Annotated in this window: 15 protein-coding genes; 11 read left to right on the forward strand and 4 right to left on the reverse strand. The window is 63.3% G+C overall.

Annotated features, from left to right (window positions below; all coding sequences use genetic code 11):
- Positions 1-65: 65 nt before the first annotated feature.
- The 6 genes from LNV07_RS03090 to LNV07_RS03115 are packed head-to-tail and all read left to right on the forward strand — an operon-like array spanning position 66 to position 5,685.
- Positions 66-1,673, forward strand: coding sequence for an ABC transporter substrate-binding protein (locus LNV07_RS03090; RefSeq protein ID WP_263569684.1), 1,608 nt, complete (start codon positions 66-68; stop codon positions 1,671-1,673).
- Positions 1,670-2,683 carry an ABC transporter permease gene (locus LNV07_RS03095; protein ID WP_263569685.1) on the forward strand — a complete coding sequence of 338 codons (1,014 nt, stop codon included), beginning with the start codon at positions 1,670-1,672 and terminating at the stop codon, positions 2,681-2,683. The genes LNV07_RS03090 and LNV07_RS03095 overlap by 4 nt, the downstream gene beginning before the upstream one ends.
- Positions 2,680-3,591 (forward strand): nickel transporter permease, encoded by a 912-nt coding sequence (nikC, locus tag LNV07_RS03100; protein WP_263569686.1) that lies wholly within the window; start codon positions 2,680-2,682, stop codon positions 3,589-3,591. The genes LNV07_RS03095 and nikC overlap by 4 nt, the downstream gene beginning before the upstream one ends.
- Positions 3,592-3,593: 2 nt before the next feature.
- The gene (locus LNV07_RS03105) at positions 3,594-4,517 is read left to right on the forward strand and encodes an ABC transporter ATP-binding protein (RefSeq protein ID WP_263569763.1); all 924 of its coding nucleotides are present in this window, start codon (positions 3,594-3,596) and stop codon (positions 4,515-4,517) included.
- Positions 4,514-5,266, forward strand: coding sequence for an ABC transporter ATP-binding protein (locus LNV07_RS03110; RefSeq protein ID WP_263569687.1), 753 nt, complete (start codon positions 4,514-4,516; stop codon positions 5,264-5,266). The genes LNV07_RS03105 and LNV07_RS03110 overlap by 4 nt, the downstream gene beginning before the upstream one ends.
- Positions 5,267-5,313: 47 nt before the next feature.
- Complete coding sequence (locus LNV07_RS03115) at positions 5,314-5,685, forward strand: methylglyoxal synthase (RefSeq protein ID WP_263569688.1); 372 nt, start codon at positions 5,314-5,316, stop codon at positions 5,683-5,685.
- 6 nt (positions 5,686-5,691) lie between these two features.
- On the opposite strand, the gene LNV07_RS03120 is transcribed toward LNV07_RS03115, so the two are convergent.
- The gene (locus LNV07_RS03120; protein WP_263569689.1) at positions 5,692-5,997 is read right to left on the reverse strand and encodes a hypothetical protein; all 306 of its coding nucleotides are present in this window, start codon (positions 5,995-5,997) and stop codon (positions 5,692-5,694) included.
- Between the two features lie 372 nt (positions 5,998-6,369).
- Here LNV07_RS03120 and LNV07_RS03125 point away from each other — a divergent pair, with 372 nt between their 5' ends.
- Together LNV07_RS03125 and LNV07_RS03130 are read left to right on the forward strand one after the other, a co-directional pair.
- The gene (locus LNV07_RS03125; RefSeq protein ID WP_263533648.1) at positions 6,370-6,537 is read left to right on the forward strand and encodes a hypothetical protein; all 168 of its coding nucleotides are present in this window, start codon (positions 6,370-6,372) and stop codon (positions 6,535-6,537) included.
- Positions 6,538-6,694: 157 nt separating this feature from the next.
- Positions 6,695-8,359, forward strand: coding sequence for an NAD(P)/FAD-dependent oxidoreductase (locus LNV07_RS03130; RefSeq protein WP_263569690.1), 1,665 nt, complete (start codon positions 6,695-6,697; stop codon positions 8,357-8,359).
- On the opposite strand, the gene LNV07_RS03135 is transcribed toward LNV07_RS03130, so the two are convergent.
- Positions 8,356-8,598, reverse strand: a complete 243-nt coding sequence (locus LNV07_RS03135; RefSeq protein WP_263569691.1) for a hypothetical protein — start codon at positions 8,596-8,598, stop codon at positions 8,356-8,358. The genes LNV07_RS03130 and LNV07_RS03135 overlap by 4 nt on opposite strands.
- A 54-nt stretch (positions 8,599-8,652) precedes the next feature.
- On the opposite strand from LNV07_RS03135, the gene LNV07_RS03140 reads away from it, so the two are divergent.
- From LNV07_RS03140 to LNV07_RS03150, 3 genes are read left to right on the forward strand one after another with little or no spacing between them, the layout of a single operon-like run.
- Positions 8,653-8,934, forward strand: a complete 282-nt coding sequence (locus LNV07_RS03140) for a DUF427 domain-containing protein (RefSeq protein WP_263569692.1) — start codon at positions 8,653-8,655, stop codon at positions 8,932-8,934.
- 42 nt (positions 8,935-8,976) lie between these two features.
- Positions 8,977-9,912, forward strand: a complete 936-nt coding sequence (locus LNV07_RS03145; protein ID WP_263569693.1) for a DedA family protein/thiosulfate sulfurtransferase GlpE — start codon at positions 8,977-8,979, stop codon at positions 9,910-9,912.
- A 15-nt stretch (positions 9,913-9,927) separates the two neighbouring features.
- Positions 9,928-10,158 (forward strand): hypothetical protein, encoded by a 231-nt coding sequence (locus LNV07_RS03150; RefSeq protein WP_263569694.1) that lies wholly within the window; start codon positions 9,928-9,930, stop codon positions 10,156-10,158.
- 280 nt (positions 10,159-10,438) lie between these two features.
- Here LNV07_RS03150 and rarD read toward each other — a convergent pair whose 3' ends face one another.
- Together rarD and LNV07_RS03160 are read right to left on the reverse strand one after the other, a co-directional pair.
- Entirely contained in the window at positions 10,439-11,323 is an 885-nt protein-coding gene (gene rarD / locus LNV07_RS03155; RefSeq protein WP_263569695.1) for an EamA family transporter RarD, read from the reverse strand.
- A 25-nt stretch (positions 11,324-11,348) separates the two neighbouring features.
- Positions 11,349-12,056: a pseudouridine synthase gene (locus LNV07_RS03160; protein ID WP_263569696.1), complete on the reverse strand. Its 708-nt coding sequence runs from the start codon at positions 12,054-12,056 to the stop codon at positions 11,349-11,351.
- Positions 12,057-12,070 lie beyond the last annotated feature (14 nt).

Consider the following 12,070-nt stretch of genomic DNA (forward strand, 5'->3'; position numbering starts at 1 on the left):
TTTGTGGTCGGCGGCATGAGCTTTCTTTGCAGCACAATGCGTGCCTTCGCTGCAGCCTCTCCCGCATGAATTTTCCAAATCCTGATCGCCGCCGACTGCTCACCCAAGCCCTGTTGCTGAGCACGGGCGCCTGGGCCGGCTGCGGCCATGTCGGCACGCCCAAGGACACGCTGGTGCAGGCCTTTGCCTTCGATGACATCATCAGCATGGACCCGGCCACGTCCTTCGAGATATCCGGCGTCGAGATCCTGGGCAACACCTATGAGCGCTTGGTCGGCTTTGATCTGGACGAGCCGAGCCGCATCGTCGGCATGCTGGCGCGGTCTTGGCAGGTCTCGCCCGATGGGCTGGAGTTCGGCTTTGAGCTGAAACCCGGTTTGCGTTTCGCCTCCGGCAATCCGCTGGGCGCCGAGGATGTGGTGTTCTCCCTGCAGCGCGCGGTGCGCATGGACAAGACGCCGGCCTTCATCCTGACGCAGTTGGGTCTGAGCAAGAGCAATGTGGCCGAGCGCGTGGTTCAGACCGGCCCGCTTACGCTGAGTTTGAAGATTGGCAAGCCCTTTGCGCCGAGCTTTGTCTTGAACTGCCTGACCGCCACGGTGGCCTCGGTGGTGGATAAGCAGTTGCTCTTGTCCAAAGCGAAAGACGACGATCTCGGTGCGGCCTGGCTCAAGCTCAACCATGCCGGCTCCGGCCCCTGGAAGCTGCGCGATTGGCGCGCCAACGAGATCCTGGTGATTGAACGTAATGAGTTATTTCACGGCCCCAGGCCCGCGCTGGCGCGGGTGATCTACCGCCATGTGAAGGAGGCCGCCACCCAGCGCCTGCTGCTGGAAAAAGGCGATGTGGACATCGCCCGCAACCTGGCACCGCAGGATCTGGCGCCGCTGGCGGCACGCCAGGACATCAAGCTGACCCAGCAAGCCAAGGGCGTGCTCTATTACCTCGGCCTGAATCAGCGCAATCCCTTGTTGGCCAAGCCGGAGGTGCGTGAGGCCTTCAAATGGCTGGTTGACTACGAGGCCATAGGCGCCACTCTGATCAAGGGCATAGGCGTGCCGCATCAGAACTTTTTGCCGCAGGGCCTCTTGGGTGCCAGCGGCGAGCGGCCTTACAAGCTCGATGTGGCCAAGGCGCGCGCGCTGCTGGCCAAGGCGGGCTTGGCCGATGGTTTCAAGATCACCATGGATGTCCGCACGATTCAGCCGGTGATGGGCATTGCCGAGGCGGTGCAGCAGACAGCCGGACGCGCCGGCATCCGCATCGAGATCATTCCCGGCGACGGCAAGCAGGTGCTGACCAAGTACCGGCAGCGCCGCCACGACATCTTCATCGGCGATTGGGGCACCGACTATTGGGACCCGCACAGCAATGCCGATACTTTTACGCGTAACCCCGACAACAGTGACGGCGCCAAACTCAAGCCGCTGAGCTGGCGCAATAGCTGGGACATCCCCGAGCTAACGCGCAAAACCGATGCCGCCGTGCTGGAACATGATGCCGCCCGGCGTGTGCAGATGTACGAGGCGCTGCAGGCCGAGTTTCGCCAAAGCAGCCCCTTTGTGATGCTGTTCCAGCAGACGCAGGTGGCAGCGCTGCGCAAAGAGGTGCAGGGTTTCAGGATTGGCCCAACTTCGGACACCACCTTCATGGCCCCGGTGAGCAAGCTGTGAGTAAATTCTTCAAGGCCTTGCTGCGATTTCTGCCGGTGATGGCGCTGACCTATCTGGGTCTCTTGGCCGTCACCTTTTTCATCGGCCGCGTGGTGCCGGTGGACCCGGTCTTGGCGGTGCTGGGTGACCGTGCGACCGAGGACCAGATGGCGCAGATGCGCGAGGCGATGGGCCTCAACAAGCCGCTGTGGGCACAGTTTGCCAGTTATGTGAGCAAGGTCGCGCAGGGCGATTTCGGTACCTCGGTCTTGACCGCGCGGCCGGTGCTGGATGACATCATCCGGGTCTTTCCGGCCACGCTGGAGTTGGCCACCATGGGCATCATCATCGGCGTCGGCGTCGGTGTGCCGCTGGGCGTGTGGGCGGCGGTGCGGCGTGGCAAGTTTGCCGATCAACTGGTGCGGGTGATGGGGCTGATTGGTTACTCGGTGCCGATCTTCTGGCTCGGGCTGATGGGCCTGGTCTTGTTCTACGCCAAGCTCGACTGGGTCAGCGGCCCGGGGCGTATCGGCATTGCCTTCGCTTACAGCGTACCGACCGTGACCGGCCTGGTGTTGGTGGATAGCGCCTTGGCGGGCGAGTGGCAGGCCTTCAGGAGCGCAATCTCCCATCTGGCCCTGCCCGCTGGGCTGCTGGGTTACTTCTCGCTTGCCTACATCAGCCGCATGACGCGCAGCTTCATGCTCAAGGAGCTGAGCCAGGAGTACATCGTGGCGGCGCGTGCCAAGGGCTTGAGCGAGGCGACCATCATCTGGCGCCATGCCTTGCGCAATGCGGCCGTGCCGCTGGTGACGGTGATCGCGCTGTCCTATGCCGGTTTGCTGGAGGGCTCGGTCTTGACCGAGACGGTGTTCGCCTGGCCGGGCCTGGGTCTTTACATCACCAACTCGCTGCAGAACGCCGATATGAACGCGGTCCTGGGCGGCACGCTGGTGGTGGGTTCGATCTTTATTGCCTTGAACTTGTTCTCCGATCTGATGTACCGACTGCTGGACCCGCGCACGCGATGAGCAAGTTTGCCGAACTGAATCAATATCTGATGAGCGAGCGCCCGGCCTCGCGCAGGCAGGCTGCGTTTGGCCGCTTTTACGCCGGCTGGTGCGCCTTTGCCCGCAACCGGCTGGCTTTGTTGGGCTTGGGCCTTGTGCTGCTTCTGGTGCTGGTGGCCGCTCTCGCACCTTGGCTTGCACCCTATGCGCCGGATGTCGGCGACCTGCTGACGCAGCGCCTGCTGCCGCCGTCCGCCGCCCATTGGCTGGGCACCGACGATCAGGGGCGCGACATCCTCTCGCGCATCCTGCATGGCTCGCGCATCACCTTGTTTGTGGTGACCTTGGTGGCGATTCTGGCCGCGCCGATTGGCTTGGCTGTAGGCACGGTGGCCGGCTATTTTGGCGGCTATGTGGACGCCGCGCTGATGCGCGTGACCGACATCTTTCTGGCCTTTCCGCGCCTGATCCTGGCGCTGGCTTTTGTCGCCGCTTTAGGCCCCGGCATCGAGAACGCGGTGCTGGCTATTGCGATCACCTCCTGGCCGCCCTATGCCCGTATCGCGCGCGCCGAGACGCTGACCATTCGCAATGCCGACTACATCGCCGCCGTGCAGCTGCTGGGCGCCTCGCGCTGGCGGATTGTGTGGCGCCACATCATGCCGCTGTGCCTGCCCTCGGTGATCGTGCGCGTCACCCTGGACATGGCCGGCATCATCCTGACCGCCGCCGGCCTGGGCTTTTTAGGCCTGGGCGCGCAGCCGCCAAGCCCCGAGTGGGGCGCGATGATTGCCGCCGGCCGGCAATATGTGCTGGACCAATGGTGGGTCGCAGCGGGGCCAGGTCTTGCCATCTTCATCGTCAGCCTGGCCTTCAATTTGCTCGGCGATGGCTTGCGTGATGCACTTGATCCAAAGACGGGTGAATGAGCATGAGTGCCCATATGTTGGAAGTTGAAAACCTGCGGGTGGCTTTTCCGAATCGCGACGGCAGTCTCAGCGAGGCGGTGCGCGGTGTCTCCTTCAAGCTCGGCCGCGAGCGGCTCGGCATCGTCGGCGAGTCGGGCTCGGGCAAGTCGCAAACCGGCCGCGCCATCTTGGGTCTGTCGGCGCCCGAGGCCAGGATCAGTGCGGACAGGCTAGCCTTTGACGGTATCGATCTTTTGCGCTGCAGCGCCGCCGAGCGCCGCAGCCTGCGTGGCCGGCGCATTGCGATGGTCTTGCAGGACCCGAAATATTCGCTCAACCCGGTGATGCGCATAGGCGCGCAGATCGCCGAGACCCTGCTCGCGCATCGGGCTATGGCCGCAGCCGAGGCACACAAGCGGGTGATGCAGGCCTTGCTCGATGTCGCGATCGACGACCCCGAGCGCGTCGCACGGCTTTACCCGCACGAGGTGTCGGGCGGCATGGGGCAGCGCGTGATGATGGCGATGATGTTGATCGCCGAACCCGAGCTGCTGATCGCGGACGAGCCGACCTCGGCGCTCGACGTCACGGTGCAACTGCAGGTGCTGGGCATTCTCGACAAGCTGGTCAGGGCTGATCGGCCCCTGGGCCTCCGCGATGCGGAGGTTGTCCCCCAAGCGGAGTCGGGCGGCTTGGGACGGCCCGGCGCCGCCCGGCGCGGCATGGGGCTGATCTTCATCTCGCATGACCTGCGCCTGGTGGCCAGTTTTTGTGACCGCATTCTGGTCATGTATGCGGGCCGCGTGGTCGAGGAGATTGCCGCCCGTGACTTGGCTGCTGCCAAGCATCCCTACACCCAAGGCCTGCTGAACTGCTTGCCGCAGCTCGGTGGCGCGCGCCATCCGCTGCCGACGCTGCAGCGCCAAGAGAGCTGGAATTCCGCATGAGCATAGGGCTTGAAATCAGCGGCCTGCAGGTCCGCTTTGGCGCTTTCACCGCCGTGCATGAGTTGAACCTCAGGATCGCGCCGGGAGAAAGTTTTGGCCTGGTTGGCGAATCCGGCTCGGGTAAATCCACGGTCTTGCGCGCCATCTGTGGCTTGGCGCCGCTGGCGGCCGGCGCGGTCAAGTTGACCGGTGCCGGCGAGCTGCCCGAGCCCGGCAGCAAGGCCTTTCGGCGTGCGGTGCAGATGGTGTTTCAAGACCCTTACGGCTCGCTGCATCCGCGCCAAACCGTCGACAGCATGTTGGCCGAGGCCTTGGCCATTCACGCCATCGGCGAGGCCGAACGGCGCATTGAAGCGGTGCTGGACGCGGTCGGTTTGGGCCATGGTTTTCGCTTTCGCTACCCGCATCAACTCTCCGGCGGTCAGCGCCAACGGGTGGCGATTGCGCGGGCCTTGATTCTGGAGCCCAAGGTCTTGCTCTTGGACGAGCCGACCTCGGCGCTCGATGCCTCGGTGCAGGCCGAGGTCTTGAATCTGCTGGAGCGCTTGCGCGCCGAGCGCGGGCTGACGTTTTTGATGGTCAGCCATGACCTGGCCGTCGTCACCCATCTGTGCGAGCGGCTGATGGTGATGCGGCTGGGGCGCGAGGTCGAGACGCTGGCCGCAGCCGATCTGGTGCGCCAACAGGTCAGCGCCGACTACACGCGGGACTTGATGCGTGCCTCGGCGGGCTTTGTGCGCAGCGCTTGAGATCAACTTGATGCCGGGCTGTAACTGCCGGTCTTTAAGATAGGCGCATGAAGCTCGCATTGATCGCCCACGACGGCAAGAAGAACGATATGGTGGCCCTGGCCGCCCGCTATCTACCGCTGCTGCAAAACTGCAGCCTGATGGCCACCGGCACCACCGGGCGCCGCTTGGTCTCGGAGTTGGGCCTGGAGGTTGATTGTTTGCTCAGCGGCCCGCTGGGCGGTGACCTGCAGATCGGTGCGCGGCTGGCTGTGGGCGAGGTTGACGGCGTGATCTTCTTGCGCGACCCGATGACGCCGCAGCCGCATGAGCCCGACATCAATGCTTTGGTGCGCGCCTGCGATGTGCATGATGTGCCCTGCGCGACCAATCTGGCCGGCGCCGAGTTGATGTTGCAGGCCTGGGCGCGGCGGTTTTGAGTTGAACTAGTCAGGGGCCGGCATTCTGGCCGTACCCGGCGGCTCGCCCAGCACGGCCTTGAGCAGTCGATTCAGCAAGCTGTCCGGCGCCAATTCCTTGCCCGCATTGCCCTTTCTGGCCTCATCCGCCAATTTTCGGTAATGCAGCTGTTGTTCTTCGTTGACGCCCAGGTTTTGCCAGCCGTCGGCGGTCAAGTCAAAGCCATTGGCGATCTTTTCGCGCTGCATTTGGGCCGCTTTCAGCTCAGCGGGGGACGCGGCGCAGGCACTCAAGGCCAGCGCCAGCAAGGCTGGCCATAGATAGGTTTTCAATTTGAGACTGCGTTTGGCGACTAAGGCCAGCAGTGTTGGTCAGCGACTCGAATGCGGCAAGCGCAGCCGCTGAAGTGCCGCCGCAAGCCACTTGAGGTAGCTTTTTCCGAGCGCCCCTTGGCGCCAAATGCACAAAAATGTGGCCATGGCTCGGCCGGACCTAATTTCCAAAGTAAAATGCCGGATTATTTCCAACTCAGTCGTGTCGAGATGGGTCGCAATTTGCAGCTCGATCGGGACTACGGCTCTACTTAAGGCCTCTGCAAGAAGGCGCTAAGTGGAAAACGGGGTTGGTGAACTTTTGCTAAGAGTTTTGCCATTAGTTCGGCTTTGCTTTTCGCACTCAATCAATCCTTTGTACTGGAGCCACTCATGGGCAACAAAATCATCACCGAAGCCGCTCGTCGTGCTACTCCCCGTCCTGCAGCCCCTGTTGGCGTGACCTTCACCGCCGGCCATGGCCAGAAGTGCAGCCTTGAGCGCGGTGTGCACACCCGCAGCAAGAAGAACCCCGGCAAGCGTCCAAGCAAGGGCGGCTGATTGCCCCGGCTCGGTGGCGTTGCATCCGCTTGGATTCGACGCCCCGCAGCGAGTTGCATCTTGCAATGACAATAGGCCCTTACCCGGGCCTATTGTCATTTCAGCAGCGGCTTTTTATAAGATTTGCTTTCTTTAGGCCAGCAATAGAACGACCACCATGCTTCGCATTACCGAACTCCGCCTGCCCCTGAATCATGCCGAGGACGCCTTGCGGCCCGCCATCGTTCAGCGCCTCGGCCTGGGTGATGCGGATCTGCGCGCCTTCACCGTCTTCAAACGCAGTTACGACGCGCGCAAGAAGTCGGCCATCGTCCTGACCTACACGGTCGATTGCGAACTGAGCTCGGCCTCGCTTGAAGCCGACTTGCTGCAGCGCTTTGCTGCCGACAACCATATCAAGGCGACACCGGACACCGACTATCACTTCGTCGCCCAGGCGCCGGCCGGTTTTTATGGCGAGGCCAGCGCGCCGCCGCGGCCGCTCGTCATCGGATTCGGCCCCTGCGGCATTTTCGCCGCGCTGATTCTGGCGCAAATGGGGCTGCGGCCCATCGTGCTGGAGCGTGGCAAAGAGGTGCGCCAGCGCACCAAGGACACCTGGGGCCTGTGGCGTCAGGGCGAGCTGGATCCTGAATCTAACGTTCAATTCGGTGAGGGCGGGGCCGGCACGTTTTCGGACGGCAAGCTCTGGAGCCAGATCTCCGACCCGCGCTTTCTGACCCGCAAGGTCTTGACCGAGTTCGTCAAGGCCGGCGCGCCGGAAGAGATTCTCTACGTCAACAAGCCCCATATCGGTACGTTCCGTTTGGTGTCGATGGTGATCAAGATGCGCGCCGAGATCGAGGCGCTGGGCGGCGAGATCCGCTTCGAGCAAAAGGTCTCGGACGTGCTGATCGAGGATGGTCATATCCGCGGCGTCACGCTGGCCTCGGGTGAGCAAATCGCCAGCAACCATGTGGTGCTGGCCTTGGGCCATAGCGCGCGCGACACCTTCACGATGCTGCATCAGCGCGGTGTCTTCATGGAAGCCAAGCCCTTCTCGATCGGCTACCGCATCGAGCATCCGCAAAGCATCATCGACGCGGCCCGTTTTGGCGCCAGCGCCGGTCACCCGATTCTGGGCGCGGCCGACTACAAGCTGGTCCATCACGCCAAGAATGGCCGCTCGGTCTACAGCTTTTGCATGTGCCCGGGCGGCACGGTGGTGGCCGCGACCAGTGAGCCGCTGCGGGTCGTCACCAACGGCATGAGCCAGTATTCGCGCAATGAGCGCAACGCCAATGCCGGTATCGTCGTCGGCATCAGCCCACAAGATTACCGCCAGGATGGCAAGTTAGACGGTCCGGTCAATCCGCTCGACGGCATGGCCTTCCAGCGCATCTGGGAGAGCCGCGCCTACGAGTTGGGCGAGGGCGGCTACAAGGCGCCCGGCGCCTTGGTGGGCGACTTCATCAAGCGCCAGCGCAGCAAGACGCTTGGCAATGTCGAGCCGTCCTACAAGCCCGGCGTGACGCTGACCGATCTGCAACAAAAGGGTCGTGGCAGCCTGCCCGACTACGCGCTCGACGCGATCCGCGAGGCCTTGCCGGCGTTTGAGCGCCAGATCAAGGGCTTCTCGATGGCCGACGCGGTTTTGACCGGTGTCGAGACGCGCACCTCCTCGCCGCTGCGCATCACGCGCGGCCGCGACTACCAAAGCCTTAACGTCAAGGGGCTGTACCCGGCCGGTGAAGGTGCGGGTTATGCCGGCGGCATCATGTCGGCCGGCGTGGACGGCATCGAAGTGGCCGAGGCCTTGGGCGCGGCGCTGTTGGCCGGCTAAGCCTGGGTCGCGAGCATCTCGATCAGCTCCTTCAAAAAGGCCAGCGCCTCTTCCGGCGTCGCGAAGTAATACTCGCCGCCAAGGTCGGCGGCATCGCCGTCCGGGCCGATATGCACGACGGACCAGCCTTGTGCGCCGCCGTCGATGGCGCAGATGCCGAAGGAGCCGGGCGCGAGGTCTTTGGCGGAGCCGGAGGTGACAAAAATGTCGCGGTCGAGGTGGGAGTGGTAGCGTTTCACCCGCCTATTGTCGCCTGGCCTATAGTCCCGCTCGTATTCAGACGGAGATGCAATATGAAAGCAGTGTGGAATGGCGTGGTCGTGGCCGAGAGCGACAAGACCGTGGTCATCGAAGGCAACCATTACTTCCCGCCCGAGTCGCTGAAGCGTGAGCACACGACGTTCAGCAACCACCGCAGCGGCTGCGCGTGGAAGGGTCAGGCGCATTACCTGAGCCTTTTTGTCAACGGCGAGATGAACCCGGACGCGGTCTGGTTCTACCCCGAGCCGACCGAGGCCGCCGCTGAGATCAAGGGCCACTACGCTTTCTGGAAGGGCGTGCAAATCCAGTCGTGATGGCAGCATTGAGCGGGTCATGGGCGCGCTTGAAGGCCTCCGATGCGTGAACTGATCGAGTTGCTGATCGCTCATGGCGTGTTTCTGGTTTTCCTGGTGACGCTGGCGGCGCGAGCGGGTTTGCCGCTGCCGGCTGCACCGATGTTGGTGGTGGTGGGCGGTTTGGCGGCCGAGGGGCAACTGTCGGGCGTGGCCTCGCTGGCGGTGGCCGTGCTGGCCAATATCGGCGGCGACGTGATCTGGTTTGTGGCCGGGCGCCGCCATGGCTACCGGGTCATGAAGCTGCTGTGCCGCATCTCGCTGTCGCCCGATGTCTGCGTGCGCCAGAGCGAGGGTTTGATCCTGCGCTGGGGCGGCCAAGCGCTGCTGGCGGCCAAGTTTTTGCCGGGCGTCTCGGTGGTGGCCGCGCCTATGGCCGGCGCTTTGGGCTTCAGCTGGCGGCGCTTCATTGCCTATGACTTCATCGCCAGCTTGCTGTGGAGCGGCACATTTCTGCTGTTGGGCCTGATGCTGTCGGATCAGATCCAGCTGGTGCTGGACATGCTGGCCGGTGCTGGCTTTGCGGCCTTGGCGGCGCTGGGCTTGATGGTGCTTGGCCTGATTCTGCGGCGGCTGTGGCAGCGCCGTCGCTTCGCGCGCCGCAGCCTGGGCGGGCGCATCACGGTGGCCGAAGCCGCTGCCTTGCAAGACGGCGGCGCTGCACCGGTTTTCATCGACGTGCGCGCCGCCGGCGGCCACGCGGTGGACCCGCGCCACATCGCCGGCGCAATGCTGATCGCCATCGATCAACTCAAGCGCCACGCCGCCAGCCTGCCCCGAGACCGCGAGTTGGTGCTGTATTGCAACTGCCCCAACGAAGTCAGCGCTGCCTTGGCCGTGACGGTGCTGGCCGAGCAAGGCATCACCCGCGCCCGCGCCTTGGTGGGTGGCCTGGATGGCTGGGTCGAGGCGGGGCGGGCGGTGGCGAGGGCTGACTGAAGTGAGGGCCGGGTCTTGCCGCTGGGTTTGATCCGCCCGATCGCCCTAGTTTTTCGCCGGGAAAATCACGCGGCTAAATATGAGCGTGATGAAGCTCCCGAAATGGGCCGAGCCAATGATGGACTCGGCGATGAAGGTCATCTTTCCATGCGCATTGCAGGGAAGGAAGTCGACAAAGCCGACGTTGCGAAGATCGTGGCTGAGCAATACAGCGAATCGAGAAAGTCGGAGTTGCTATTGCCTTAGACAACAATGGCCTGCCGCCCTGCCGCGAAGGTCAGGATCAGCAAAATATTGCTCGGCAGAAAAAAGGGCCTCGGTTCATCTGCTTTACTCGAACGATGACTGGCGAAACCGCCAGCATGCGACTGGTGCCTCTTCGAACGCCGCAAGCGCAACTTGCTCGGTGCCTTCAAAGGGGGCGTGGCCTTTTCCAATAGAACATGCTCGGAGCCGCCAAAAAGTACTTTCCGCCGGGCAGGTTGAAGCGGAATGTTTGGCTTTTTGGCGTTGAAAAATAATCTACTCAGCCGCGTTTGCGGCCGTGAAGCCAGCCTTCCAGGCTGTAAATCAGCAGTGCGGACCAGATCAGTGCGAAGCCAAGCAGGCGGGACGGTTGCAGGGGTTCATTGAATAGCCACACGCCCAGCATGAATTGCATCGACGGTGAGATGTATTGCAGCAGGCCCAGCGTTGACATCGGGATGCGGCGCGCGCCGGCAGCGAACAGCAAGAGCGGGATGGCAGTCAGCGGCCCGGCAAACAGCAACCAGCCCATGGTGACGGTCTCGCCCTGATTCAGCGCCGCCGAAATGGCGCTCTGGCCCGTCCAGGTCCACCAGCCCAAGGCCGCCAAGGCGATCGGCGTCAGCATCATTGTCTCCAGCGTCAAACCCTCCAGGGCGCCAAGCTTGGCGACCTTGCGTAGCAGGCCGTAAAAACCAAAGCTGATCGCCAGCACCAGCGCCACCCAGGGCAGGCGGCCGGTCTGTAGCGTCAGCCACAAAACGCCTGCACCGGCCATGGCAACCGACACCCATTGCAGGCGGCGTGGCCGTTCGTGCAGGAATACATAACCCAAGGCCACATTGACCAGCGGGTTGATGAAGTAACCCAGGCTGGCATCCAGCACATGGTCGGTTTGCACCGCCCAGACATAGACCAGCCAGTTCACCGAAAGCAGCAGCGCCGATAGCAGAAAAGCGGCCAGGACCTTGGGGCTTTGACCCAACTCGCGCAGCCAGGCCCAGCGCTTCGTGAAAGCCAGAACGCCCAGCATGAACACCAGGCACCACAGCGTGCGGTGCATGACCACTTCAAGCGAGGGCACCTCGGCGATCTGTTTGAAATAGAGCGGGAACAGGCCCCAGGCCAGATAGGCGAGGGCGGCGTAGGCAATGCCCCGGTTCATGCTTGGGCGACGCGGCTTGGTTGGCTCATTCGGTGATTGTCGGTGACTTGCTCTGGAGCAACTGCCATTCCTCGCCCAGCGGTGCGCGTAGCAGCAGCGCCGCACCGGTGGCGGGATGGTTGATTTGCAACTCCAGCCCATGCAGCCACAAGCGGTTGATGCCCAAATGCGCGGCCACGGCGCGGTTATGTGTGCCCTTGCCATGGGTGGTGTCGCCGATGATGGGGTGGGCAATATGTTTGAGGTGCCGGCGAATCTGGTGGCGCCGACCCGTCACCGGGCAGGCCTCGACCAAGGCGTAGCGGCTGCTGGCAAAGCGCCCTTCAACGCTGAACGGCCATTCGATCTGTTCCAGGCATTGCCAATCGGTGCGCGCGCTCAACATGGTTTGACCGGCCGAGGGCAGATCCGGGTCGCGCGCCAGCGGGTGTTCAATCACGCCGCTCTCGGCCGGCCAGCCGCGCACCAGCGCCCGGTAGCGCTTGCGAGCCCGGCCTTGCTCGAAGGTCTGACCCAGCAGCGAGGCCATCTCGGCATTGAGTGCAAACAGCAGCAGGCCCGAAGTGCCTTTGTCGAGCCGGTGGGCGGGCCAAACCTGCCGGCCCAATTGGTCGCGCAGCATCTGCAGCGCGAATTGCTGCTCATGGGCATCCAGCGCCGTACGGTGCACCAGCAGACCGGCCGGCTTGTTGATGGCGACGATGTGTTCGTCGATGTAGATGATTTGCAACATGAGTGATTGTGAAT

Origin of the sequence: Roseateles oligotrophus, assembly GCF_025717515.1 — a bacterium.
Taxonomy (GTDB): Bacteria; Pseudomonadota; Gammaproteobacteria; order Burkholderiales; family Burkholderiaceae_C; genus Paucibacter_A; species Paucibacter_A oligotrophus.

Excerpts from the sequence above, each read along its gene's own strand:
- rarD (WP_263569695.1), bottom strand. The coding sequence starts at position 11,323 with ATGAACCGGGGCATTGCCTACGCCGCCCTCGCCTATCTGGCCTGGGGC.
- nikC (WP_263569686.1), top strand. The coding sequence starts at position 2,680 with ATGAGCAAGTTTGCCGAACTGAATCAATATCTGATGAGCGAGCGCCCG.
- LNV07_RS03110 (WP_263569687.1), top strand. The coding sequence starts at position 4,514 with ATGAGCATAGGGCTTGAAATCAGCGGCCTGCAGGTCCGCTTTGGCGCT.
- LNV07_RS03125 (WP_263533648.1), top strand. The coding sequence starts at position 6,370 with ATGGGCAACAAAATCATCACCGAAGCCGCTCGTCGTGCTACTCCCCGT.
- LNV07_RS03090 (WP_263569684.1), top strand. The coding sequence starts at position 66 with ATGAATTTTCCAAATCCTGATCGCCGCCGACTGCTCACCCAAGCCCTG.
- LNV07_RS03130 (WP_263569690.1), top strand. The coding sequence starts at position 6,695 with ATGCTTCGCATTACCGAACTCCGCCTGCCCCTGAATCATGCCGAGGAC.
- LNV07_RS03105 (WP_263569763.1), top strand. The coding sequence starts at position 3,594 with ATGAGTGCCCATATGTTGGAAGTTGAAAACCTGCGGGTGGCTTTTCCG.
- LNV07_RS03145 (WP_263569693.1), top strand. The coding sequence starts at position 8,977 with ATGCGTGAACTGATCGAGTTGCTGATCGCTCATGGCGTGTTTCTGGTT.
- LNV07_RS03115 (WP_263569688.1), top strand. The coding sequence starts at position 5,314 with ATGAAGCTCGCATTGATCGCCCACGACGGCAAGAAGAACGATATGGTG.
- LNV07_RS03160 (WP_263569696.1), bottom strand. The coding sequence starts at position 12,056 with ATGTTGCAAATCATCTACATCGACGAACACATCGTCGCCATCAACAAG.
- LNV07_RS03140 (WP_263569692.1), top strand. The coding sequence starts at position 8,653 with ATGAAAGCAGTGTGGAATGGCGTGGTCGTGGCCGAGAGCGACAAGACC.